This is a genomic window from Acidovorax sp. PRC11, assembly GCF_031844105.1.
Lineage (GTDB): Bacteria > Pseudomonadota > Gammaproteobacteria > Burkholderiales > Burkholderiaceae_C > Paracidovorax.
On the sequence record NZ_JAUZUQ010000006.1, the window covers coordinates 18686 to 41951 of the forward strand.

Sequence of the window (23266 nt, forward strand, 5' to 3'; positions counted from 1 at the left end):
AAGCTCTCTTTATGACCTACGGTGACCGCCTCAACGACGCACTCCAGCAATCCGGCAAGGGACGGCGCGAGCTCGCCTCTGCCATTGGTATCAGCGTCCAGGCCGTTGGAGATGTCATCAACGGCAAGACGAAGGCCCTAACGGCCGAGAACAACGCCAACGCGGCGAGGTTTCTGAGCGTCAATCCGTCGTGGCTCGCCACAGGCAAAGGCCACCGTGCGCCAGGTGCAAGAGATCCCAAGCCGCCAGGTCAAGCCGCTGCAGCAACCGAGAATTTCGTCCCCGTCCAGCGAGCGGTCGTGCGGAGTTCCGGTGGCAAGGCGCAGGTGGTCTATGCGGAGGACGACCTTCTGCCCATCGCACCAAGCGCGGACTTCCTCGCGCGGCTCGGAATCGCCGAGAGCGATGCCGTCGCGGTCTTGGCCACCGACAACAGCAACGAGCCAGCGATACGCGATGGAGCGGTCGTCTTGGTGAACCGCGGCGACAGTGAGCGGTTGAATGGCGAGCTGTTCGCCTTCCGGAGCAAGGGTGAGCTGCTGCTCCGCCGCCTCGAACGGGTAGAGGGCGTCGGGGTCCTGGCCGTCGCCGAGAACCCGCTCTTCAAGCCACGGATCAAGGTGTTCTCCAGTCCTGACGACATTGAAATCATCGGACGAGCGGTGTGGACTGGATCGACGCTTTGAGTCTGCTCAGGCAGAAAGCGCTCCACGCAGGCCGTAGACTCGCCCGCCCATGAACCTGCCTACCCTCAGCACCGCCCGCCGGAGCCTGCTTTTCCTGCTCAGCGCCGCAGCATTCGTCCTGCCCCTCCCCGCCTCAAGCTTCTGGCCTGGTGACAAGCCAGCCGCCGGGCGTGCGCCCTCCTCCGGTGCCGGCTTCGCGTCGTGCCCGCAGCACTTCGCGGGCGGCGTGCCTCCCGCTCGCCCTGCCGGCGACAAGCTGCGCGAGCTGTGCTTCGACTCCTTCGCCGTGCTCCACAGCGGCAACACGAAGACGCCGGTCTACGTCGCCGAGCGGCTGAACCGTCAGACGTACGAGTCGGGGACGAAGCCCAAGCGCGGCGACAAGTTCTACGCCGAGGCGCGGCTCCCCTCCTCTGAGCGCGCCGAGCTGGCCGACTACAAGGGTTCAGGCTGGTCGCGCGGCCACATGGCCCCCGCTGGCGACATGGGCACGCCCGAGGCCATGGCGCAGTCCTTCAGTCTGGCCAACATGGTGCCGCAGGACCGGAAGCAGAACGGCGGACCATGGGCGAAGATCGAGGAAGACACGCGCCGCTACGTCATGCGTGCGAAGGGCGACGTGTACGTCATCACCGGGCCGGTGTTCGAGGCCAACCCGCCGCGCATTGGTCAGGGCGTGGCCGTGCCGTCGCACCTGTTTAAGCTGGTCTACGACCCGGGCACCGGGAAGTCGTGGGCACACTGGCAGGAGAACAGCCCAAGCGCCACGGTCGGGCGGCCGATCTCTCTGCAGGAATTGGAGAGCCGAACGGGGCTCGGCCTGCTGGCTGGCCAACCAGCTCAGCAGAAGTTTCGGTAGCCTGTCGCATCAGCCCTTGTTGTCTAGGAGCTGCACCTCAGCGATGTATGCGGACTTCCACGTAGCACTACGCGCAAGTAGGGAAAAGAAGGCATGATTGCCAGTACAGGAGGGAACTGATGGAGTTCAGAAAATTTACTCAACAAGAGTACGAAGCCACGTTAGCTAAGTGGACCAAGGAGGCGGAAGATTGCGACTGCTTCCCAGAGGAAGTGCCAAGAAAATTGGCGTTCATCCAGGAGTCGCTTGGACCAACGCAGGGCTCAGTGTTCCAGAGGCTCGCATACGGGCTGTTCGCAAACGATGAGCCAGTTGCGACTGGCGTCTGCGAACTGGTGCTGTCGAACAAGGGATTGCTCGGCGGCAAGTGGATCAAACTCATGAACTTGGTTCTATCGCCCGAGATAGACACCAAGATGCAAGATGAAGACATGGCGGCCATGCACGCAGCGGTATCAGCCTACAAGGCCGCGGCCCTTGGAGCCTTTAGTGTTCGTCTGGAGCACGACGCTGATACACTCAAACTTTACGCTCGAAATGACCAACAACTTCGTTTCTTGATGGTTCTGCTCGCGACGATCAAAGATGATAGCTCTTCTAACCTGCGAGCATCAAGGCAGGGCAGATGGCTTGTCCTAGAGCATGACATTTAAACTGGAGTTCTCGATGACCACACATACGTCCCCCCAAGCTACAGCCTTCATCGAGAGGGCAAATAGCGAAGCAGCCGCACTGGCCCACCTTGCCCGAGCTTTGGACAAGGCAGTTGCAATTTTCGGTGTAGAGAATTTAGCCTTGTCACTTGCTCATTCTCGAGCGGCTGCGAAGAACTGAATTTTCTTCGCCAGCAGAGCATAAGCCCGCCGCGTGCGGGCTTTTTCACGCCTCCACGGGGCTGGCGTCGTACACCTCTACCGGCGCCAGCCGCAGTAGCTTCGACGCCTCGGCCACCGTGCCCGCCAGCCAGGTGTCCACGTCTTCCAACTCGATCGGAATGACGCTGCGCTTGTCCTGGCGATCGGCCGGCCGCTTCGGGTCCGGGCGGTGCATGCGCGACATCAACGGATCGTGGTCGGCGTTGATGGTGAGCATCGTATAGCTCTCATGCACCTCGCCGGTTGCCTTGTCGGTCCAGGTGTTCCAGAGCCCGGCCAGCCCCCAAGGTTTGTGGTCCCGGCGCTTGAAGCGCCACCACACGTTTTTTCCGCTCTCCCAGTTGGGCTCATCGAAGTCCACGGCGGGAATGATGCACCGCTGCCCGCGCGCCCACGGCTCCTTATAGCTGGCTTTCTGGCTCAGCTCCTCCGACCTAGCGTTGTTCGTGGGGTACTTGAGCCTCGCTTCCTTCGCGAACCACGGGATGAGCGCCCAGGTGCCCACGACCAGCTCCTTGCTGTATCCCGCGTCGTCGCGCGCACGGCGCAGGAACGGGCCCTGCCCGCGCGGGTGTAGCACCTCGTCCCACCAGCGTCCGCCCTCGGGGTGCTGGCGCGAGATCTCCCAGGTGAGCTCGATGTCCCTGACGTGTGGTGGCGGCTTGTATCGATTGCACATGGCGCCAGCATGCTCGCCGGCCCGGGCGCCGTCTGTCGGATCGCGCGCACTTTCCATGCTCCGACTTTTGCAGCAGCTATGCACCGCAGGGCACAGGAAAGCGCTCATTTGAACCGCGCTCAACAGCTCTCGCCACGCAATCGACCGTTTCTCCTCGCCCGCATACACTGTATATTTGCACAGTGTTTATGCATATTTACCCCCTGCGGCACTTTGGATTGCGCGTTCGGGCCAGCGAGTTGCTGGCTCGGCCGCCGATCTTCGGATGGCTGCAGTACAAGCAGACACCCTTGGACAGCTACGGCCAGCGGTGGGAAGCGCACCTGCTGACCGCCCAGGGCGGCAAGCCCCTGCTCCCGCCTTTGTTCTGGGCCAGGCTGCGACGGGTAGATGGCGTGATGCACCTCGTTGGCAGGGAAGACTGCGGCCGGCAAACAAAGAAAGCATCGCCTGCCTGGAAGCGGCAATCTTGGATGTGCGCTGCGGATCTGACGCTCGCGGCGCCGATGCTGCAGCGACTTTGCGAGGCCGAGCAGAAGATCCCGCCCGATGATTTCGACGACGACGAAGTCACCATGCTTTTTCGCGCTCTACAGGAGAAACCATCATGACGACTGAAACCGTAGTGAAGGCCTGGTTGCTCTATCCGGGGTGGCTGGGCTACTCCGAAACGATCGAACTCCCAGACGAGCCCGGGGCGTACAGCATCGAGGAAGACGCAGAGAGCTGGGTGCTCAGGCACAACGATACCGGCGCAGAGCAGTACCGAGGCCTCGGGCCTATCAGGATCGTCGATGAACCCATCCCCTTCTGATCCGCCGCCCTCCGACGGCGAGCGTGCAATGGCATCCATGGCAGTGGCCGCGGGCCTCATTGATGAGGGTGAGCCGATGTCGCCCGAGCTGCAGAACTACAGCTACCTGCTGCTGCATGCGTGCGCGCAAATCGGCTCGCGCTATGGGGACGCGGACGCAAATGCGGGAGACCACATCCGTGCTGTCTTCTACCCTTGAGGCTGGAGCCTCGTTGTGCGGGCTTGCTGCGTGCGGGCGACTGGAGCGAGTGCGCAACGCCCGCCAGACGATGGGGGATGACTTGTCTGTGATGCCCTTCGAAGACCCACCGAAGGCACCCGTCGGCCGGCGTGACATATACCGCCAACAGATGGCCCAGCGTCTCCACGGCCATATGCACCTTGCTGCCGCGCTTGCGTTTGTAGCCGGCGTCGCTTGCACGTGGGCCGCTCTCGCAACTCGATTGCAGCGTGCGCCCCATCCATCACCACGGCGCTGGGCTGGCCTTGCCGCCGCTGTGCCACGCGGATGAGGGAGTGCAGGTACGGCACCATGCCTCGAAGCACCCCGTGTCCAGCCAACCCCTGCTCTGCTGGTAAACCGGCGCCCAGGGCGCAGATGGTTGGGCAGCATTCGCCCATGACACTCTCCCGCATTCTGAGCTGGGTCATCGAAGCTGGATGACGTTACGAATCTACCGATGACACACCTGCGGTCACTAGATTAACATCATGAAACAATACTCGGGAGCCCTCATGAACTTCACTCGCATTGCATCGATTGCATGCTTGGCCGCGGCGTGCACTGGATGCGCAACATGGTCCACCAGCAACGTGGACGCTTCATCTGCTGATGCGAAGGACGCAATGCAGACGCTTGCCGCGAGAAGTCCTGCCGAGGTGCGAGTCACAGATGGAGACGTTGTTGACCAGCGTTACGTCTCGCTTGGCGACATCACTGTCACCGTGAATAAGACCACGGTGTTTCACCCCAACCCGACTCGCGAGCAGGTGAATGAGAAGCTTCGCGAAAAGGCGGCAGAGCTCGGCGCTGATGCGGTCATTTTTGTGAGGTACGGGGCGGGGGGCATGTCTCTGGTTAGTTGGAACAGCTTGGAAGGAAAAGGCCGTGCCATCAAGTTCGTCAAGTAACGTCCTGGGTGGTCTCGCGGCAGCAGTCCTTCTGACTGGCTGCGTTGCACCAGCCCCTGATCTTCCTCGCCATACCAGTAGAACTCAGGAGCCCGGCTATGCAACAGCACCTCTAGCTGCTGCCAAAGCTGGGGAGCCGGCCCAGACGAACGCTGAGCCAACGACAAAGCGAGCCTTGGTGTCTCGAATTGTCTGGCAGCAACTTGCTGCTTCAGAGCGTGAGCGCATCGAAAGCGCGCATGAGGTCCAGATCTTTGCTCCCGATGGCTTCGGCGTCATCACGGACGTGCAGGGAATGGATCAGTCCACGGCGGGAACCAATTCGGGCGCCATGGTTGGAGGCGCCATTGGGAGCGCTGCGTACATAGACCGAGCCTTCAGTGGCGGGCATAGCTATTCAGCTGGAGCAAATCTAGCCGTTGGCCTGCTCGGGGCAGTACTAGGTTCTGCGCTCGACAAAGCTCCTGAGACCAAGTTCCAGTTTCGCTACACCATCAAACAGGGAGATGGCGAGATTCAGTACTTTGACGAAATCAAAGCGAGCGGCTTCAGACACTCGCCCGGAGTCTGCGTTTTAGTTCCCGCCCTGACTCTCGTCAGCCAGCAGCTTTGTCAACAGACGCCGGAGACACTGCGGGCCAAGTATTTAGCCGACGGCAGCTGATCCCTTGGGCTGCTCTAGAGAGGTTTAGCCCACCAACTCCGCAAAAAGCTTGGGAAGTCGATAGCCAAGCAACCAAAGGAGGAATGTGCAAGTCAGTGCCGCCGACGGCGCTCGCCCGGGCCCACACGGCAATTCAGAAGTTGTCTTTCAACCACCTAATAGGGTCAGCGGCAACCAGCTTGCGAACGCGCCTGCTCGGATCCGTGTTGATCGATGCCCTCGGCTTCGGCATCCGGCTGACCATCTTGGCCTCAAGATCATCGTCATTTGAATCCACGACGAGCGACGCCGGCAGATCGAGCCACACCACCTCGCTTGCCCTCACCTGAAAGAGCTCCCCGTCCGCATCCACGAAGGACGGAAATGGCTGCACTTTCGGATCCGCCTCCAGGCTCGAGCAAAAGAGCTGTATTTCGTTGCCGTCTTCAAGCATACCCAGCAGCAACGGCGCCCTGCCGCGAAGCTTCAGCACCGAAGCCTCAGCCTCTCCTTCTGGCAATTCTTCGTGCACATAGGGCCAAGCCTCCCAAAGGTATCGCACCCCCTGCACGTCGTCCAGGTTGATGACCACTGAGCGCTCGCTCAGCGTGTCGAACCAGAAGAACTGCGGACGCGGGGAAGTGTCGGGGTCGAGGATGTGCTGCAGCCTAGTGCAGGTCTTCTCCTCGACGGGAAAGGTGAGTTCCTTGTCGTCACCTCTGACGATGAACTGCAGGTAGTGGTGTTTGGCCATGCGGGTAGATGTTCAAGAAAACGTCACCCAAGCGGCAACGATCAATAGATTCTGAGCAAAAGGTTCCATACTTGGAAGCACCACATTGTCTCGGGAGGCATCATGCACACGATGATCGTTCAAGCAATCAAACAGCGACAAGTCCTGGCCGTGTTCTACGACGGCTACCTTCGCACTGTCGAACCTAGCGTCTATGGCATCAATTCCGCGGGGCATGAAGCATTGAGCTGCTACCAAATCAGCGGAGGCAGTAGCTCAGGAGTGGCTGAGGGCTGGAAGATGCTTCTCGTGTCGAAGTTGGGGACTGTGAACATGACAGACCAAAAGTTTTCGCCCAGGAGCACATCTGCCCCTTGGAGCAAGACCCCCATGCGCACGGTGTACGCACAAGTGTGATCGCCGGGACCGACATATGAACGACTGGTATGAACAGTACGAAAGGAACGCAGCAGGCGCACGGGCAGACGCTATGCGCTCACTAGAAGAAATGCAGTTGCCAATGAGGTTAGAACTGCCATCGACCATCACAGGTCTTCATGAAAGAGCGAACTCCCAATACGCCAATAAATTGGCTCAGCTTGGCAATGATGGGGAGGATATCGAAAATCTACTAGCCTACTCTCAATGGGTACTATGGTTATCGTGTTGGGAGGGCGCACACTGGACAAGGAGATCTATCGAAACCGGTTTGATCAGCAATAACGATGTCATGCTCTCTCGGTGTACTCCAAGTGGATATGCGAAGTCAGAAGGTTGGTCTAACACTGTTTACGAGAAGATGTCAGAGAACTCGTTTGAACAGCAGTTTTCACCAGTATTATCCATTTTCCGTTACAAAAAATCCCCCGAAATTGTTGAAGTACTAACCGCTTTGCAGGTGCATTGGCTTCACAAGGCGAGTAGGAAAGATATTTCACACAGCGAATTCCTGGAGGCAATACACGAAGCGTCAGATGCAGGCTTGCTCGGTCACGGGAGCTACATGTGGAACGAATGTGAAAAATTTTATGCCGAATCCTCAAACAGTTCGTTCGATAGCCCAGCTGCCTCGGCTGCACGAAAAGCCTTAGCAAGGAATGCAGCATCTGCCAGGCATGCTGAGAACCGCGCTATGAAGCAGCAGGTTTTTGAATGGTGTGATGCCAACGTGGGAAATTTTTCCAGCCTGGATGCAGGAGCGAGTGCCGTCGCTGGAGTCTTGGTGCCCGTCGCGTGGCGCACGGCACGGGACTGGATGACAGAGTGGAAGAAGCTACGCGCTGCAGGCACAGCGTAGGGCCTACGAGCAGAACGCCTCTCGTACGAGCACATAGGATTCTCCTAGCCTCGTAAGCTCGGGACACTCATCCCATACCGTTTAGCGGGATCAATTGGGATGAAAAGTGAAACCAACCACCAATGCGCAATCTTTGCGCCCAAAGCAAGCCGCCGAACTACTCGGCATAGGCATCGCTACGTTTTGGCGATGGGCTAAAGAACGCCCGGATTTCCCGAAACCGCGGCGGCTTTCCTCCAGATGTACGGTGTTTGATAGGGACGAGTTGCTGGCGTGGAGGGATTCGATTCCCCCGGGAAATTCGTGAACTCACTACTACGTCGGACCCAAAGAGCCAAGGCCCACATGGGTCGGGCTTAGCGGAAAAGCGCCAGCATGCGGAAATAGTATCCCAGCACTTCAGTTTTGCCTGCGCTCAAACCGTCCAACCAGATGAGCCGCCCACCACCCCACCATGAAAGCCCAGCCTTTGTCTATAGCAACGTGGCCCTCTTTTTGTGATAGCTGCGGGGCCGCTATCCAGCCAACATTTGCTTCCACCAAGACGAGGCCGAGTGCTGCAGCCAACTTGTTGGCACGAAGCCAAGCAGTTCCGCGTAACTCAAAAGTGCTTTTTCAGTGCGTCGCAATATTTCCAGCATCCACCTACGCTGCACCCCATGTCACAAGATCTGACCCGGCGAGCCATTGCCAGCTACCTGAGAAAGACAGGCAACCAGCAGCCCGCGTGCCTGCTCAGCGGCCCATCAACCGCCCGCGGGCTCGACTACATAGTCCTCAGCAACCTCGGAGGCATTCTGGCCGTGGTCCGCGTGCTGCCGCACTCCGGCGCCCTGAAGCGGCTGAAGCGCTGGCCGAAGGATGTGGAGTGATGGCAACCATGGTGATTGCCGCCATGGTCGGTCACTACGAACCTTTCGTAGTGGGGTCAGGGCTTGGGTTTGGGCTTGCGCGAAGATTCAGGCAATTCTTTCGCCCATCCCGGGCCCAGCATCTCGTTAACACGGTCAAGGAAGGCCTCAAGGCCCGCTGTGTATTCACGCATGGATGGCTCGATCGCTGTTCTGAGTTTGGACTCGTCCTCTGTTGCCTGAACAGCTCGCGCCATTTTGAGCATGGCCCCCTCCATAGGAGCCATCACTTCGGGATGGTTGTGCCGGAGGGTGATGAAGTTTGCCAGTGTCCTCAGCAACTCGATGTTGCCGCGCAGGAGCCGGATGGTGTCATCGGACTGGTAGCTGCGCGAGAGTCGTTCAACGATCTCGGCATTCATTGAGCGCCCGCTCTCCTTCGCCGACTCCTCAACTCTGTCTCTCAGTTCGGGAAGCATGCGCAACCCGAAAGGGGCAATGCTTCCAGTGGGCGCCGTCGTCGTCTTAGGGGTCTTGGCCATAACTACGCAGTGTAGTTAAAAAATGTCTTGCAAAAAATGACTACGCGGCGTTACCATAACTACACCGCGTAGCCATAAAGGAAATCATGAAAGGTATTGGCCTCCTGGCACCCTCTCCAGTGCGGGTTCCCGCCGAGTTGAAGGACTGGCTCAAACACCGAGCGATCGAGAACCGCCGCTCATTCAATAGCGAGGTTCTCGACCGTCTGGAACGCAGCCGTCAGGCAGACATGGCAACCCAGCAACCCCAGCAGAAAGGACAGCAGCAGTGAGCAACGAGATCATCATCGGTGGCGTGGCCGCCCAAGTCATCAGCTACAAGGGTCAGCGGGTGTGCACCACCCGGCAGCTGGCCGGCTTCTACGGATGCAGCGAAAAGAACATTGGCGACAACCACGCCAACAACCGCGCGCACTTCGAGGAAGGAAAGCACCTGTTCAAGCTCAGCGGGGCCGAACTGCGCACCCTGGCGGCTTTGCAACCCGACGAAATCGGGTCGCAAATCACCAGCAAGACCCGTAGCCTGATCCTGTGGACGGAGCGGGGCGCGGCCCGCCACGCAAAGATGCTGACCACGGCCGAAGCCTGGGAAGTGTTCGAAATTCTTGAAGACCGGTACTTCCGGCCGGTGGCCCAACCCCTTTTGCCAGCCCCGGCCTCCGACAGCGTGGCCGCCATCATTCTGATCGGCGAGGCCGTGGCAAAGGTGCCCGGCGTGAAGGCAGGCATCGCCATGGCGGCCACCCTGACCTGTATTCAGCAGAACACCGGCATCGAGACTGCCTCAATGCGCCTGGCCCTCCCAGCGGCCAACGAAGGCCCGTTGTGCTCGCTCAACGCGACGAACCTCGGCAAGCTGGTCGGCTTAAGCGCAGCAGCGACGAACAAGCGCCTGCAGCAGCTCGGCCTGCAAGGCAAGAACGCCCGCGGTGAATGGGAGCTGACCGCCGACGGCACTGCCTGGGGCGAAGCTCTGCCCTACGCCGCTAACACCGGCCACAGCGGTTACCAAGTGCTTTGGAACCCCTCCGTGGCAGACAAACTGCGCAAGGCCGCATAGGACCCCACAAAAGGCGAAGCCCCGAAGCAGGTGAGAGCGCTTTAGGGCTTCTGATCCGAAACCGTCCAAGGAAACGAACCATGCCGAATGATGCCACGCTTGCCGCGGCAGGGGCAACCGTTGCCCAGAAACCCCGGGCACGAGGTGCGCCCCCTCCTCTTGCCGACGAGCCCCCGCAGGGCGTAACGCGGTACACCCACGCCCAGCTCCAAGCCATCATGGAGAACGTGGCCGGGAAGGCCGATACCCTCCGCACGCTGCTCATGTACTTGCAGCAGCAGCCTAACGCCGAGCGGGACTATTGGTCCGCGCAGATCGGCGCAGCAGCTCTCATCGCCGAGAACATCGGCGCTATCGCAGACAACGCTGCCGGCGCAACGCTGGTGGGCGACCACGACCGCTGGAACTTCGGACCTGGCTTCTGAAGCTCTCCACACTTTAACCCCACTTTAAAAACGCACGCATCAAAAGGCATTCTTTACTTAGTACAACAAGAATGCTTTAATAAAGGCAATCGAACACAGCAACTGCAAAGGGACCGTTTCCATGAGCTACCTCCCCCTCCTCTATCGCCTTGCTTGCATGCGCCGCCGGGCGGGCGCTGGACACCTCCACTCTTTGTCGTGGGCTGCCGGCGTGGTCTGGCGCTCGCTGCGGGCCTGATATGGCCGCCGAACTGGCCCATTCCTTGAACACCGTCACCAGGAACGAACTATGACAACCGAAGCTGTGCATACCCCCGCAACCGCTGCACCTCGCCGCACGCGTAGTGTCAAGAAGCCGGCAGTCGTCGTGCGGCCCATGGCCCCGACGTCTTCCGCCCCGGGTTCGGAGGCAGGACAAGCAAGCGCTGATGAGGCCACGGCCTCCGCACAGCCGTGGCGTGTGCTGATCCGGCATTACCTGGCGGAAACGAACGATGTCCTGTCCGCTGCCGTCTTGCCCTCTGAAGGCCACGTCCCCGAAGGGCTGCTGAGCGAGTTGGCAATCCACTGTGTCGAATTTCTTGCGGCTCTGCTGAACGCTCCCGATACCAGCACCCAGTGGGAAGATCGCTTCGCAAGCATCGATGAGTTGCAGTGGGCACGGGACAGCATGCTGGCGGTGGTGGCCTTGCTGGGCACTAAGCATGACGGGACAGGCACGGCTGGCAGGGCCTTCCGCACGGTGGCTCAACGGCTGGTGATCGCATGCGAAGCTCTGAAACGGGCGAGCGACATCACGGCCATGAGCAGAGTGCTCCAGGCATCTGCTGCCGAGCCTCTTCAAGAAGATTTGCCGCCGCCAGTCCGACCTGAGCCTGCGGCAAATCAGCAGTCCGCGGATGACAGCAAGAGGGTGTTTTCCGAACTCGCAATGCATGCGTCCACGCTCCGCACATTCCTGTTCGACGCGCGGATGGACGTTGAGCAATGCCGCGACAGGGGCAAGGCCGCGAACAACTTTCTGATGGCGGAGTACCTGTGCGCCTTCATGGGGTCGGTCTGCGACCAGATGTTGAACTACAGAGTCGCTGGCGGCCCGGCGGAGTGGGCTGTTGACCGCATGATCCAGACGGAAGGGGATGCAGCATGAGCGCCGCAGCCACGAACAGCCGCCGCAGGGCGAAGGCTGGCCGCCCCACAGCAACCGCACCGGCGCCGGCCCTCGCCAGTCTTACAACCCAGCAACATGAACGCGCCTGCCTGGAGGCTTTGGCGACAGCGCTTGATCATGCTGCCAACACCGAAGAGGCCAGTACGTGGTCGGGCGAAAGCGACCGCCTGCTTCGTGTGGCCCATGAACTGGCCGAGCAGTTGCACATCCATCCCGACCAAGCTGTTACATGCGGGACGCTCGACAACCGCGCGCACACCGTAGCCGCGCTGATCAAGGCAGCGCTGCAGGTGCCTGGCGATAAGCCATCCGCCGAACGTGTGGCCTTCATCGAGCAGACCCGCGCGCCACTGGTCGCACTGACCGGCTGCGTTACGGTCCTGGACGGATGGGAGACCTATCCGCAGGGTTGCTCTGGAGCATCTGGAGTTGATTCCGAACCGTCACGGGACTGGCTGCCTGACATCCAGGCCAAAGTGCGTGAAGCAGCCGCGATCCTATCGGTGGTGGTGGATCAGGGGGGCACCGATCCAGTCTGGGGCCTGGTCCGGCTCGCTGACTGGACGGCTGAAAAGGTGCGAGCTCGGGTCGATGGCATGGACAACTCAGAGACGCCGTGTTCCGACACTGCATGCGACATCGCGTGCTTGATGTCGCTCCTCAACTTGGTCGCCGAGCAGGAAGACAACGTATTGCTCTATGCCGCTGCGTCGCTCCTGGAAGTGGCCGCCTCGCTCTGTCGATCCGCCCAGGAGACCGGCCATGCATGACGCCATCGAGCTCGTTCCGGTGCGCGCCGCGCCGCATCGCACGTTGCTTGCGCGTGCAGTTGAGAAGGCCGTCGAGGTGGACCCACTGTCCTCCATCTCTGGCCTGCATCTGATCCAGGTTCAGGCAACGCTGCTGGCTTCGGAAATAGAAGCCGGGGATTGCATCGAAGTGGACTTTGACCGGCGGGCCGTCGCCTATGACGGCCTGTACCTGGTCGAGATCGACCAAGGCGACGGCAGCCGCTGGCACTGCGCCCGCCGCTTCCAGCGCGTCCCCGGCGAGGACGGAATAGAACTCTGGGGTTGCAACGTCAGCGCTGAACGCTGGGCCCGTGTGCCCGCAGACATGCTGCCTCGCATCACCATTCACGGCGAGATCCGAGAGGTTTTCAAGCCCACGAGTAGGCGACGGAGGACAGGATGAAAGGAGCAGATGCCACCACGTCCATCACACTCAGCCAGGACGAGCTGGCCAACATCACCGGGTACAAGCGCGCGGCCGACCAACTGGCCGAGCTGCGCCGGCAGGGCTTTTTCCGCGCGCGCCGCTCGCCGACCACCGGCGACGTGATCCTGGAGCGCGCCCACTACGATGCCGTCTGCGCGGCCGCGCGGGCGCCCACTGCAGCCGCACGCGGCCCTGTCGTTCGAAGGCTGCAGGCTGTATGAGCAAGCGACGCGACCTGCCGAAGCGGGTGCAGGAAAAGCACGGCGCCTACTACCACGTCAAGGCCGAGGGTCCGAAGCGGATCTGGACGCGGCTGTCGGCCGTGCGCGACGGCCTGCCGGCCATGTACCGCGCACTCGCTGATGTCGAAGCGCGCGACGTGCTGGACGACTCGATGCCGCGGCTCATCCAGGACTGGCTCAGGGACGTGAGCAGCCGGCGGACCAAGAAGACCCAGGCCAACGATGCTTACCAGACCCGGAACATCGCCCGGGCCTTCGCCGAGTTCCGGGCGCCCCAGATTCGGGCGCCGCATATTGTCGAGTTCCTGCAGGAATTCCGTGACAAGCCCCGGTCGCACAATGCGCACCGGAGCATGATCCGGGAACTCATGCGGTATGCGGAGGAGCGCGGCTTCCGCGAGCCGGGGACCAACCCCGTGGACAGCCTGCGCATCATGAAGACGCCGCCGCGGCGCCGATACATCACCGACTCGGAACTGCGACGCATCAAGGTCGGGATATGCTACGGCAAGGACGGCAAGCGGACGCCCTCGGGGCCCATGATCTGCTGCCTGGTCGAGATGGCCTATCTGACGGGCCAGCGCGCGAGCGATCTGCTGTCGATGGAGTGGTCGGAGATCGGCAAGGCCGGCATCCTCTTCCAGCCCGGCAAGACGCTGGCCAGCACCGGCGTGGCGGTCATGATCGGCTGGACGCCACGCCTCCAACGGCTGGTGGCCAGGCTGCGGGCGTTCGGGCACGCCAACAGCCGGCACGTCTTCTGCAAGCAGGACGGCTCCCGGTACACCTACTCAGGTGCCAGCACGGCCTGGAAGCGAGGCCTCGCTCGGGCGGGCATCCCAGACACCCAGTTCCGTGACCTACGCGCCAAGGCGCTGACGGACGTGGACGCTCAGCGGGGGATTGTCGAGGCGCAAAGGATGGGTGCCCATTCCACCCAGGCGCAGACCGCGGACTACGTGCGCCACAAGAGCGCGATCAAGACCTCGGCGACACGCTGACAGGGCATGACCGTTAGACAGGTGTGATTCCGTAAGACAAAAGGGGTTAGGCCAAAATGACCTAACCCCTTGGTATCCATGGTCGGAGCGGCGGGATTCGAACTCGCGACCCTCTGCTCCCAAAGCAGATGCGCTACCAGGCTGCGCTACGCTCCGACAGCTCGTATTCTAACCTGCCGTGCAGGGCCCTCCCGCCCTGGCGCCGGCGTTTCAGCACTTTATTTGCTGCAATCGCCGCCCGGCTTGCGCCCGAGGCTCAGCGGGACGACGGTCCCGGGCCGCGGCCGGGGAGGTGGCGGAAGGTGATGCGGCCCTTGGAGAGGTCGTACGGAGACATCTCCAGCGAGACCTTGTCGCCGGCCAGGATGCGGATGTGGTGCTTGCGCATCTTGCCGCCGGTGTAGGCGATCAGCTGGTGCCCGTTGTCGAGCGTGACGCGGAACCGCGAATCCGGAAGCACTTCCGTCACGGAGCCCTGCATTTCGATGAGTTCTTCTTTAGCCATGGTTCAACTTGATTTAAAGATCCGGAAGCGGTGCGACAGCGGCCGGGACGGGCTTTCCCCACGGGAGCCGGGCGGGCCGCCGCGGCGAGCGATGCAGACGCATGCGCTTCGTTACGCCGGGGCTTTGCGGTCGGTGCCAGAATGCACGTGACTGCCGCAATGCGGAGCATGGGAGGCGGGCGTTGGCCGCCTCGCCTCGCGAAGCGCAGGCCGGTGAGGGCCTGGTGCAAAACCTGTCAATTGTACTGTGCCGGGCATGTGTGGCAGTGCGGGCGTGTGGCCGCGCCGACACAGTTGGCTGCCGGCGCGTGGCAGGCCGCCGGCCACCGCCGGGCAGTGATGCAGGCCGGGGTCGCTTCACCGCTTCCTTCAGCGAGCCACCCTGATGAAGGAGATGGGGCCGGATGGCGGAAACAAAAGCCCCCGCCGGTCGAGGCCACGGCGCCCCCAGTCCGCCTAGAATGGCCGGCCCTTTCGCCGCAGGAGCCTCCGTGCCAGACCGCCTCGCCGTTCTTCCGCAATACCTGCTGCCCAAGCGGGCCCTCACCAGCCTGGCCGGGCGCTTCGCCTCGGCGCGCGCCGGCAGCAGCACGACGGCTGCGATCCGCCGGTTCGTGGCCCGCTACCGCGTCGACATGTCCGAAGCCGGGAACCCGGACATCACCAGCTACGCGACCTTCAACGATTTCTTCACGCGCGCGCTGCGGCCGGGCGCGCGCCCGATCGCCGACGCGCCCGCCGTCTGCCCGGTGGACGGGGCCGTGAGCCAGTTCGGGCGCATCGACGACGACCAGATCTTCCAGGCGAAGGGCCACCGCTACTCCACCACCGCCCTGCTGGGCGGCGACACCGCGCTGGCGGCCGGGTTCTCCAACGGCAGCTTCGCCACCATCTACCTGAGCCCGCGCGACTACCACCGCATCCACATGCCGTGCGACGGCCGGCTGCGGCGCATGGTCTACGTGCCAGGCTCGCTCTTCTCGGTGAACCCCGTCACGGCACGCGGCGTGCCCGGCCTCTTTGCGCGCAACGAGCGGGTGGTGTGCATCTTCGACACGCCGCTCGGCACGATGGCGCTGGTGCTCGTGGGCGCCACGATCGTGGGCAGCATGGCCACGGTGTGGCACGGCACGGTGAACCCGCCGCGGTCTGCCACGCTGCGGCAATGGAGCTACGACGACGGCCCGGCGATCACGCTGCGCAAGGGCGAGGAGATGGGCCGATTCCTGCTGGGATCGACCGTGGTGCTGCTGTTCGAGCCCGGTGCGCTGCGCTTCACCGAGGCCTGGGAGCCTGCCCGGGCCGTGCGGCTCGGCGAGCCCATGGGGTGGCCGCCGCAGGACTGAACCCGGCCCGCCCCGGCTCACACGTCATGGCACCCGGCAGGTGGTGAAGACGGTCGGCTCGACGACCAGTTTCTCGGGGGGGACGGGGGTGTCGCGGCCCACCAGGTGGATGCACATGTCCTGGCGGCGGATGGTGATGTGGCTCACGGTTTCCACGCGGTCGCCAAGGCGCACCTGAGCTCCGGGATGGAAGACCGGCATGCGGAAGAACTCGCCCCAACCCTCCGGCCGATCGGAAGAAACGGAGAGCGATGCGGCAGCCGACGGCGGGGATGAAAGCGACGCAACACCCATGGGTCGATGCTACCGTAGAGTTGCTTTCAAAATGCGAAATTTGAAACTTTCTGTGCGGATCGGGGCGGGACCGGGGTGTCGGCTGTAGCAGCCCGACCACGGTCAGACCGTGGGAGCTGCGTCACAGAACCGTCACGCATGGGCTCTACAGTGGCGCCGCCGCGGGCTCCCGTGCCTGCGCGGCATTCGCAGAAGGGATGCCGCGCATGCACTGCCGTCGCATCTCCTTCTCCTTTCACGCCCCATGACGACCACCCTCTCCCGCCGCCCCCTCATCCTGGCGCTCGCCGCCGCCTTTGCCCTGTCCGCCTGCGGCGGTGGCGGCGGCGCGTCCATCTCCGCCGTCCCCGCACCGCCCACCGGGCTCGGCACCACGGAGACGGCGCCGCAACCCAACGAGACCAGCGTTCCCCCGTTCGTGGACAACGCCGCGTCGAACCAGCGCGGCGACGCGCGCTACGCCACGCTGGAGACGAACGCGGGCGTGCGCGTGCTGTCGGGCTTCCTCGCCATCTGGAAGCCGTCCACGCTGGTGGTGGACGCCGGCGTGAGCGCCGCTGCGACCGGTGCCTTCCCGGCCGTGACGCCATCCACCTGGACGGGCATCCCGGGCGACGCGACCGATGGCACCGTGCTCAATGCCCAGGTGCATGCACGCAACATCCAGTACGTGGTGGATGCCACGGCCCGCCGCACCTCGGCGCAGGAACTGCAGGCCTACCTGGACGATCGCCGCGGCAAGGGCTACAGCGTGAGCGACGGCATGGGCCCGCTGACGGCCGCGTGGCGCGCCGCGGCCCAGCAGACCACCACGATCACCGGGATCGCGGCGGACGCCACCACCGTAGCCTACAACGACGGCGGCAACAACACGGGCGTGGGCGGCAGCGCCAATGCCGGCTTCGGCAGCGCCGTGGATTTCGTGGGCGGCATCGGCGAGAACGGCTCCACCGAACCCGCCAAGCGCTTCTACAAGTACGCCCGCCCGTGGCGCTGGAGCAGCAGCGTGCAGGTGGTGCCCTCCCTGCTGCCGGCGCGCAGCACGTCGCCGTCCACGGATGGCGGCTTCACCAGCGGCCACTCCGCCGAGGCGGTGCGCACCTCCATCGCCATGGCGTACCTCGTGCCGGAGCGCTTCCAGGAGATGCTCGCGCGCGGCCTGGAGCTGGGCGAGAACCGCATCCTGGCCGGCATGCACTCCCCGCTGGACGTGATCAGCGGCCGCATGCACGGGCAGGCCGTCGCCGCCGCGAGCATCGCCACGGGCGCCAATGCGGCGCGCAAGGCGGCGGCCTTCCAGCAGGCCCGCACCGCGTTGATGGCAGCGGTCGGCGCCAGGACGCCTGCCGAGTTCTGGCAGTTCGCGCATTCGCAGCCGTCCAGCACGGACCGCTTCGCGGACTACGCGACCAACCGATCCGAATACCTCCGGCGCATGACCTTCGGCTTCCCGCAGATCGCCGATGCCTCCCGGCCCGCCGTGGTGCCCAAGGGCGCCGAAGTGCTGCTGGAAACCCGCCTGCCCTACCTGACCGCCGCGCAGCGCCGCGTGGTGCTCAAGACCACGGCGGTGCCGTCGGGCTATCCGGTGATGGACGATGCCGAAGGCTGGGGCCGCCTGAACCTGTTCGCCGCGGCCGACGGCTACGGCCGCTTCGACGGCGACGTGGCGGTGACGATGGATGCGGCCCAGGCCGGCTTCTCCGCGCTGGACACGTGGCGCAACGACATCGCCGGCGCCGGCAAGCTGACGAAGCTCGGCAGCGGCACGCTGGTGCTCGCGGGCAGCAACACGTTCACGGGCGGCATCGAACTGGTGGCCGGCACGCTGCAGGCGGGCAGCGGCTCGGCGCTGGGCAACGGCGCCGTGTACCTGGGCGGCGGCACGCTGCGCACGTCGGCTGGCCAGCAGGTGGCGGCGAACGGTACCTACACCCAACGCCCGGGCAGCACGCTGTCGCTGCAGCTGGCCTCGGCATCGGGCACGGCCGGCACGCTGGCGGTGAACGGCATGGCCTGGCTGGCCGGCACGCTGGAAGTGGTGTTCGCGGACGGCGCGCGCCCCGCCGTGGGTTCGACGATCACGGTACTGCGCCATGGCGGCGTGAACGGCGCGTTCGATGCCGTGTCGGTGCCGGGCTACCGCGTGACGCCGGTCTATCTGAACAACGCGGTGCAGCTGCGCATCGACGCGGCGGTCTGACGGCACCGCGCAACGGGTGCGGCGACGCACTGCATGCAAAGGGCGGCCTGCGGGCCGCTTTTTTTTAGTCCGGTTCCTGCGGCGTCGGCGTGGCGATACGGCGGCGGGCGCGAGATGCCGCCACGGCGACCATCCGCTCAGTCGGTACGGGCCGCCCGCTCCTGGGCGCTCACCGCCGCCGCGGGCCGGGCACCCCGCCGCTGCGCCGTGGCGGCACAACCCATGGACGCGGCCATGATCATGCCGATCGCCAGCCACTGGGCGAGGCTCAGGGCCTCGCCGAGCAGCACCAGGGCCAGCAGCGCGGCGACGGCCGGCTCCATGCTGATCATGATGCCGAAGGCCTGCTGCGGCAGGCGCTTGAGGGCCACCATTTCGAGCGAGATGGGAATGGCGCTGGACAGCGCGGCCACGCCGATGCCGGTGAGCAGCACCGCGGGCGTCCACAGATCGGCGCCGGCGTGCACAACGCCCACGGGCACCACCACCAACGCCGCCACCGTCAGGCCCAGCGACACGGAATGGCCGGCGTGCAGGTGCCCCACCCGCTTGCCGAACAGGATGTAGGACGCCCAGAACACGGCGGCCGCGAGCGCGAAGCCCACGCCCCGCGGATCGAGCGCGCCAGCTCCCGGCTCCCAGGGCAGCAACACGGCCAGCCCGGCCACCGCCAGCACCACCCAGATGAAATCCAGCGGGCGCCGCGACGACAGCACGGCCACCGCCAGCGGCCCGGAGAATTCGATCGCCACCGCCACGCCGAACGGGATGGTCTGCAGCGACAGGTAGAAGCAGAGGTTCATCGCGCCCACGGCGACACCGTAGGCGACGAGCCGCAGGGCGTCGGAGCGCGAGAGCCGCCAGCGCCAGGGGCGCCAGAGCAGCAGCAGGAGGAGCGCCGAGAAACCCACGCGCACGGCGGTGGTGCCCTGGGCGCCCACCAGCGGAAACAGCGACTGCTTGGCCCAGGACGTGCCCAACCCCAGGAAGGTGACGGAGCCCAGGATGGCCAGGGCGGGGATGAGCGGTGATTCGTTCGGTGCGGACATCGTGGGACTGTATCGCGCCATGCCGCTCACCGCACCGCCCGCCAACGGCCGTGGCGAGCCTGCCGGCGTTCAGGCCGCTGCGCGTTCCTTTGCGAACGCCAGGCATGCTTCGAGCATGCGCCGCAGGTGGGGCTGCACGTTCATGGCGATCTCCGGCAGGTAGTCGAACGGCAGGGCCTCCTGCATGTAGCTGGCCTGCGTCATCTCCAGCTGCACCGCATGCACGTTGCGGCCCGGATCGCCGTAGTGCCGCGTGATGTAGCCGCCCTTGAAACGGCCGTTGAGCACGGCGCTGTGGCCCGGCACGACCATGCCGATGGCGAGCAGTTCGCGCGCGAGCGCCGGATCGCAACTCGCGCCGTCGGCGGTGCCCAGGTTGAAGTCCGGCAGGCGGCCGTCGAAGAAGCGCGGCAGCACGGAGCGGATGGAGTGCGCATCCCAGAGCACCGCCACGCCATGGGCGGCTCGGATGCGGTCGAGTTCGGCGCGCAGCTGCGCGTGGTACGGGTCCCAGTAGGCGCGGCGGCGTTCTTCGGTTTCCGCGGCGTCGGGCACCTGGGCCGCGTCGGCGTAGAGGGGCGTGTCGTCGAAGGTGTCGATGGGGCACAGGCCGGTCACGCTCTGGCCGGGATAGAGGCTGCTGCCGTCCGGCGGGCGGTTCAGGTCCACCACGTAGCGCGAGTGCGTGGCCGCGAGCACCGAGGCTCCCAGGCCGCGCGCGAAGGCGTAGAGGCGTTCCAGGTGCCAGTCGGTGTCGGGCACCTGCCGGGCTTCGCCGGTGAGCCGGCCGGCGATGGCAGGCGGCACGTGGGTGCCCACATGCGGCATGGACACCAGCAGCGGCGCGGTGCCGGCATGGAAGTGGAAGAGCGGCGTGGCCGTCGTCGTGTCGTTCATGGAAAGGTCTCTCGCAGCGAAAGCGGGTTCGTTCATGGATTCAAGATTGCAGCAGGCCGGACCGCACCGCGGCGAAGGCCGCCGCGCTCTCGCCGTGCAGCGCATGCCGGCCCGCGGCGACGCGCTGCACACCCGCCGCCCAGACGCCGTGCAGCGCGGACGTGCGGTGGCTGCCGAAGACGTGCGCGGCGAGCTGGCTTTCGGGCGGCAGGCCGCGCAGGGCGATGTGTTCCGGATCGAGCGCCACGAAGTCTGCCATGCCTCCGGGCACGAGACCCGCCTGCGCGCCGGGCGCCGCGAGCCGGCCGGCGGCCTGCGCACCGCCCTGCACGGCCTGCAGCAGCGTGGCGGTGGCGACCTGCGCCTGCGCGTCGGTGGCGAGCACGTTGCGGCGGCGCAGCATGAGACGCTGACCGTACTCCAGCAGCATGAGTTCCTCGGCCGCGTTCACGCAGGCATGGCTGTCGGAGCCCAGGCCCCAGAGGCCGCCTGCCGCCCGCCAGCGCGGCAGGTCGAACAGTCCGTCGCCCAGATTGGCTTCGGTCGTCGGGCACAGGCCGGCCACGGCGCCGGTGCGGGCCGCTCCCCGGGCCTCGGCCTCGGTCAGGTGCGTGGCGTGGACCAGGCACCAGCGCGCATCGACGGGCGCATGCTCCAGCAGCCACTCCACCGGCCGCTGTCCGCTCCAGGCGAGGCAGTCATCCACCTCCTGCGTCTGCTCGGCGATGTGGATGTGTACCGGCGCACCAGGGACGATGGCGTCCAGGCCCCGCAGCGCCGCGTGCAGGCTGTCGGGCGGCACGGCGCGCAGCGAGTGCGGCGCGAGGCCCAGCACGCCGCCCTGCGCACGCACCTGGGGCGCGAGGCGTTCCAGCAGCGCGAGCATGCCGTCCGTGCCGCGCAGAAAGCGCCGCTGGCCGTCGCGCGGCGGCTGGCCGCCGAAGCCGCCGGTCTGGTAGAGCACCGGCAGCAGCGTGATGCCGATGCCGGCCCGGCGCGCGGCGCGCAGCAGCGCGAGCGACATCTCGGCATCGTCGGCATAGGGGCGGCCGTCCTCGGCATGGTGCAGGTAGTGGAACTCGCACACCGCCGTGTAGCCCGCCTCCAGCATCTCGACGTACAGCCAGGTGGCGATCGCCTCCAGCGCCGCGGGCGACATGCGTGCGGCGAAGCGGTACATGAGGTCGCGCCAGCTCCAGAACGAATCGTCGCTGGCGGCGCGGAACTCGGTCAGGCCGGCGAACGCGCGCTGGAAGGCGTGGGAATGCAGGTTCGGCATGCCGGGCAGCAGCGGTCCGGGCGCACGGGGCACGCCCGGCGGCCGGGCGCTGCCGGGCTGCGCGTGGGTGATGCGGCCGTCTTCGCTCCAGCGCAGCAGCACGTCGTTCGCCCAGCCGCCGGGCAGCAGGGCCTGGGCGGCGAAGAGCGCGCTGCCGTCGGAAGGGGAAGATGCGTCGGTCATCTCGGGCGCTTTCAGGGAGATGGATTCAGGAAGCATGGCGCGCCACCCGGCCCTGCCGCACGATCGCGCGCGGCGGCTGGTGGCCGAACCAGTAGGCCAGCTCGGCGGCCTCGGCGAACGGCCAGAGCACGAAATCGGCGGGCCGGCCGGTGGCAAGGAGCCCGTGCGTGTCCTGCAGGCCCAGGGCGCGCGCGGCATGGGTGGTGATGCCCGCGAGCGCTTCCGGCACCGTGAGCCGGAACAGCGTGCAGGCCATGTTGGCCATCAGCCGCAGGCTGAGCGCGGGCGAGGTGCCGGGGTTGTGGTCGGTGGAGACGGCCATGGGCACGCCCGCCTCGCGCAGCGCCTGGATGGGCGGCAGGTGCGTGTCGCGCAGCGTGTAGTAGGCGCCGGGCAGCAGCACGGCCACCGTGCCGGCCGCCTTCATCGCGGCGATGCCCCCGGCCGAGAGGTGTTCGATGTGGTCGCACGACAGCGCGCCGTACCGCGCAGCGAGCCGGGCGCCGTCCATGTCGGAGAGCTGCTCGGCATGCAGCTTGACGGGCAGGCCCAGCGCCTGCGCGGCCTGGAATACCTGCTCGGTTTCGGCCAGGCTGAAGGCGATGCGCTCGCAGAACACGTCCACCGCGTCCACCAGCCCTTCCTCGGCCAGTGCCGGAAGCATCTCGCGGCAGACGAGGTCGATGTAATCCTGGCTGCGGCCCGCGTATTCCGGCGGCAGCGCGTGCGCGCCCAGGAAGGTGGTGCGCACGGTGACGCCGCAGGCCTCGCCCAGCCGCCGCGCCGCGCGCAACTGCTTGCGCTCGTGCTCCAGGGCCAGGCCGTAGCCGGACTTGATCTCGATCGCGCAGACGCCCTCGTCCAGCAGCGCCTGCAGCCGCGGCAGCGCCTGCGCGACGAGTTCGTCTTCCGTTGCGGCGCGCGTCGCCTTGACGGAGGAAACGATGCCGCCGCCCGCGCGGGCCACCTCTTCGTAGCTGGCGCCGGCCAGGCGCATGGCGAATTCGCCGGCGCGGTGGCCGCCGTAGACCAGGTGGGTGTGGCAGTCCACGAGGCCGGGCGTGGCCAGCGCGCCGCCGCCCGCATGGCGGGGCAGCGTGGCGAAGGCCGGCGGCAGCGCGGCCTCGGCCCCTACCCAGCGCACGGTGCCGTCCTGCACCACCACGCACGCCGGCGCGCCGGCGGGCACGGCCACGTCCGGCAGGCACAGGCCGTCGGCGAGCCGCAGTTCGGTCCAGCAGCCGTCGGCGCTGGGCAGGGAAGACAAAGGTGTGGGCTGCATG

The 23266-nt window shown here is 65.1% G+C and carries 30 protein-coding genes, 1 tRNA gene and 1 pseudogene; 21 read left to right on the forward strand and 11 right to left on the reverse strand.

Annotation, left to right across the window (positions count from 1 at the left end):
- The first annotated feature begins 11 nt into the window (after positions 1-11).
- The 3 genes from Q9R47_RS08380 (at position 12) to Q9R47_RS08390 (ending at position 2198) form a co-directional block, all read left to right on the forward strand.
- The gene (locus tag Q9R47_RS08380) at positions 12-686 is read left to right on the forward strand and encodes a S24 family peptidase (RefSeq protein WP_311232754.1); all 675 of its coding nucleotides are present in this window, start codon (positions 12-14) and stop codon (positions 684-686) included.
- Between the two features lie 49 nt (positions 687-735).
- The gene (locus Q9R47_RS08385; RefSeq protein WP_311232755.1) at positions 736-1545 is read left to right on the forward strand and encodes a DNA/RNA non-specific endonuclease; all 810 of its coding nucleotides are present in this window, start codon (positions 736-738) and stop codon (positions 1543-1545) included.
- Between the two features lie 119 nt (positions 1546-1664).
- Positions 1665-2198 carry a hypothetical protein gene (locus Q9R47_RS08390; protein ID WP_311232756.1) on the forward strand — a complete coding sequence of 178 codons (534 nt, stop codon included), beginning with the start codon at positions 1665-1667 and terminating at the stop codon, positions 2196-2198.
- Positions 2199-2424: 226 nt separating this feature from the next.
- On the opposite strand, the gene Q9R47_RS08395 is transcribed toward Q9R47_RS08390, so the two are convergent.
- Positions 2425-3099 carry an SOS response-associated peptidase family protein gene (locus Q9R47_RS08395; protein WP_311232757.1) on the reverse strand — a complete coding sequence of 225 codons (675 nt, stop codon included), beginning with the start codon at positions 3097-3099 and terminating at the stop codon, positions 2425-2427.
- Positions 3100-3287: 188 nt separating this feature from the next.
- On the opposite strand from Q9R47_RS08395, the gene Q9R47_RS08400 reads away from it, so the two are divergent.
- Genes Q9R47_RS08400 through Q9R47_RS08410 form a run of 3 tightly spaced genes read left to right on the forward strand, consistent with a single transcriptional unit; the run spans position 3288 to position 4112 of the window.
- Positions 3288-3710 (forward strand): hypothetical protein, encoded by a 423-nt coding sequence (locus Q9R47_RS08400; RefSeq protein ID WP_311232758.1) that lies wholly within the window; start codon positions 3288-3290, stop codon positions 3708-3710.
- A complete protein-coding gene (locus tag Q9R47_RS08405) occupies positions 3707-3913 on the forward strand; it encodes a hypothetical protein (RefSeq protein WP_311232759.1) in 207 nt (68 codons plus the stop codon). Before Q9R47_RS08400 ends, Q9R47_RS08405 begins: the two co-directional genes overlap by 4 nt.
- Complete coding sequence (locus tag Q9R47_RS08410; protein WP_311232760.1) at positions 3894-4112, forward strand: hypothetical protein; 219 nt, start codon at positions 3894-3896, stop codon at positions 4110-4112. The genes Q9R47_RS08405 and Q9R47_RS08410 overlap by 20 nt, the downstream gene beginning before the upstream one ends.
- 121 nt (positions 4113-4233) lie before the next feature.
- Here Q9R47_RS08410 and Q9R47_RS08415 read toward each other — a convergent pair.
- Positions 4234-4506: pseudogene (locus Q9R47_RS08415) on the reverse strand (IS5/IS1182 family transposase); the annotation flags it as partial.
- Positions 4507-4624: 118 nt separating this feature from the next.
- Between Q9R47_RS08415 and Q9R47_RS08420 the strand changes: the two are divergent.
- Together Q9R47_RS08420 and Q9R47_RS08425 are read left to right on the forward strand one after the other, a co-directional pair.
- Positions 4625-5044: a hypothetical protein gene (locus Q9R47_RS08420; protein WP_311232761.1), complete on the forward strand. Its 420-nt coding sequence runs from the start codon at positions 4625-4627 to the stop codon at positions 5042-5044.
- Between the two features lie 178 nt (positions 5045-5222).
- Positions 5223-5708 (forward strand): hypothetical protein, encoded by a 486-nt coding sequence (locus Q9R47_RS08425; protein WP_311232762.1) that lies wholly within the window; start codon positions 5223-5225, stop codon positions 5706-5708.
- A gap of 133 nt (positions 5709-5841) precedes the next feature.
- On the opposite strand, the gene Q9R47_RS08430 is transcribed toward Q9R47_RS08425, so the two are convergent.
- Positions 5842-6441 carry a hypothetical protein gene (locus Q9R47_RS08430; RefSeq protein WP_311232763.1) on the reverse strand — a complete coding sequence of 200 codons (600 nt, stop codon included), beginning with the start codon at positions 6439-6441 and terminating at the stop codon, positions 5842-5844.
- 412 nt (positions 6442-6853) lie between these two features.
- On the opposite strand from Q9R47_RS08430, the gene Q9R47_RS08435 reads away from it, so the two are divergent.
- From Q9R47_RS08435 to Q9R47_RS08445, 3 genes are all read left to right on the forward strand, one after another.
- Positions 6854-7717, forward strand: a complete 864-nt coding sequence (locus Q9R47_RS08435) for a hypothetical protein (RefSeq protein WP_311232764.1) — start codon at positions 6854-6856, stop codon at positions 7715-7717.
- A gap of 106 nt (positions 7718-7823) precedes the next feature.
- Entirely contained in the window at positions 7824-8024 is a 201-nt protein-coding gene (locus Q9R47_RS08440) for a helix-turn-helix domain-containing protein (protein WP_311232765.1), read from the forward strand.
- A 352-nt stretch (positions 8025-8376) separates the two neighbouring features.
- Complete coding sequence (locus tag Q9R47_RS08445) at positions 8377-8589, forward strand: hypothetical protein (protein WP_311232766.1); 213 nt, start codon at positions 8377-8379, stop codon at positions 8587-8589.
- 56 nt (positions 8590-8645) lie between these two features.
- Here the strand turns inward: Q9R47_RS08445 and Q9R47_RS08450 are convergent, their stop codons facing one another.
- The gene (locus Q9R47_RS08450) at positions 8646-9110 is read right to left on the reverse strand and encodes an Arc family DNA-binding protein (protein WP_311232767.1); all 465 of its coding nucleotides are present in this window, start codon (positions 9108-9110) and stop codon (positions 8646-8648) included.
- Between the two features lie 86 nt (positions 9111-9196).
- On the opposite strand from Q9R47_RS08450, the gene Q9R47_RS08455 reads away from it, so the two are divergent.
- The 8 genes from Q9R47_RS08455 (at position 9197) to Q9R47_RS08490 (ending at position 14227) form a co-directional block, all read left to right on the forward strand.
- Complete coding sequence (locus tag Q9R47_RS08455; protein WP_311232768.1) at positions 9197-9382, forward strand: Arc family DNA-binding protein; 186 nt, start codon at positions 9197-9199, stop codon at positions 9380-9382.
- Entirely contained in the window at positions 9379-10170 is a 792-nt protein-coding gene (locus Q9R47_RS08460; RefSeq protein ID WP_311232769.1) for an ORF6N domain-containing protein, read from the forward strand. Before Q9R47_RS08455 ends, Q9R47_RS08460 begins: the two co-directional genes overlap by 4 nt.
- Before the next feature lie 80 nt (positions 10171-10250).
- Entirely contained in the window at positions 10251-10595 is a 345-nt protein-coding gene (locus Q9R47_RS08465) for a hypothetical protein (RefSeq protein WP_311232770.1), read from the forward strand.
- Between the two features lie 289 nt (positions 10596-10884).
- On the forward strand, positions 10885-11745 hold the full coding sequence (locus tag Q9R47_RS08470) for a hypothetical protein (protein WP_311232771.1): 861 nt from the start codon (positions 10885-10887) through the stop codon (positions 11743-11745).
- Entirely contained in the window at positions 11742-12536 is a 795-nt protein-coding gene (locus Q9R47_RS08475; RefSeq protein WP_311232772.1) for a hypothetical protein, read from the forward strand. Before Q9R47_RS08470 ends, Q9R47_RS08475 begins: the two co-directional genes overlap by 4 nt.
- Positions 12529-12960: a hypothetical protein gene (locus Q9R47_RS08480; protein WP_311232773.1), complete on the forward strand. Its 432-nt coding sequence runs from the start codon at positions 12529-12531 to the stop codon at positions 12958-12960. Before Q9R47_RS08475 ends, Q9R47_RS08480 begins: the two co-directional genes overlap by 8 nt.
- The gene (locus tag Q9R47_RS08485; RefSeq protein WP_311232774.1) at positions 12957-13205 is read left to right on the forward strand and encodes a DUF4224 domain-containing protein; all 249 of its coding nucleotides are present in this window, start codon (positions 12957-12959) and stop codon (positions 13203-13205) included. The genes Q9R47_RS08480 and Q9R47_RS08485 overlap by 4 nt, the downstream gene beginning before the upstream one ends.
- A complete protein-coding gene (locus Q9R47_RS08490) occupies positions 13202-14227 on the forward strand; it encodes a tyrosine-type recombinase/integrase (protein WP_311232775.1) in 1026 nt (341 codons plus the stop codon). The genes Q9R47_RS08485 and Q9R47_RS08490 overlap by 4 nt, the downstream gene beginning before the upstream one ends.
- A gap of 79 nt (positions 14228-14306) precedes the next feature.
- Here Q9R47_RS08490 and Q9R47_RS08495 read toward each other — a convergent pair.
- Together Q9R47_RS08495 and infA are read right to left on the reverse strand one after the other, a co-directional pair.
- Positions 14307-14383 (reverse strand) — tRNA-Pro (locus Q9R47_RS08495).
- Positions 14384-14483: 100 nt separating this feature from the next.
- Positions 14484-14732, reverse strand: a complete 249-nt coding sequence (gene infA, locus Q9R47_RS08500; RefSeq protein ID WP_092739728.1) for a translation initiation factor IF-1 — start codon at positions 14730-14732, stop codon at positions 14484-14486.
- A 491-nt stretch (positions 14733-15223) separates the two neighbouring features.
- On the opposite strand from infA, the gene asd reads away from it, so the two are divergent.
- The gene (gene asd / locus Q9R47_RS08505) at positions 15224-16078 is read left to right on the forward strand and encodes an archaetidylserine decarboxylase (RefSeq protein WP_311232776.1); all 855 of its coding nucleotides are present in this window, start codon (positions 15224-15226) and stop codon (positions 16076-16078) included.
- Between the two features lie 24 nt (positions 16079-16102).
- On the opposite strand, the gene Q9R47_RS08510 is transcribed toward asd, so the two are convergent.
- On the reverse strand, positions 16103-16372 hold the full coding sequence (locus Q9R47_RS08510; RefSeq protein WP_311232777.1) for a hypothetical protein: 270 nt from the start codon (positions 16370-16372) through the stop codon (positions 16103-16105).
- Between the two features lie 244 nt (positions 16373-16616).
- Here Q9R47_RS08510 and Q9R47_RS08515 point away from each other — a divergent pair, with 244 nt between their 5' ends.
- Positions 16617-18575, forward strand: a complete 1959-nt coding sequence (locus tag Q9R47_RS08515) for a phosphatase PAP2 family protein (protein WP_311232778.1) — start codon at positions 16617-16619, stop codon at positions 18573-18575.
- Between the two features lie 137 nt (positions 18576-18712).
- Here Q9R47_RS08515 and Q9R47_RS08520 read toward each other — a convergent pair whose 3' ends face one another.
- The 4 genes from Q9R47_RS08520 to hutI all read right to left on the reverse strand — a co-directional run bounded on the left by Q9R47_RS08520 (position 18713) and on the right by hutI (position 23265).
- Complete coding sequence (locus Q9R47_RS08520; protein WP_311232779.1) at positions 18713-19624, reverse strand: EamA family transporter; 912 nt, start codon at positions 19622-19624, stop codon at positions 18713-18715.
- Between the two features lie 69 nt (positions 19625-19693).
- Entirely contained in the window at positions 19694-20521 is an 828-nt protein-coding gene (hutG, locus tag Q9R47_RS08525; RefSeq protein ID WP_311232780.1) for an N-formylglutamate deformylase, read from the reverse strand.
- Between the two features lie 40 nt (positions 20522-20561).
- Positions 20562-21983 carry a formimidoylglutamate deiminase gene (locus Q9R47_RS08530; protein ID WP_311232781.1) on the reverse strand — a complete coding sequence of 474 codons (1422 nt, stop codon included), beginning with the start codon at positions 21981-21983 and terminating at the stop codon, positions 20562-20564.
- Positions 21984-22008: 25 nt separating this feature from the next.
- Positions 22009-23265, reverse strand: coding sequence for an imidazolonepropionase (hutI, locus tag Q9R47_RS08535; RefSeq protein ID WP_311232782.1), 1257 nt, complete (start codon positions 23263-23265; stop codon positions 22009-22011).
- Between the last annotated feature and the right edge of the window lies 1 nt (position 23266).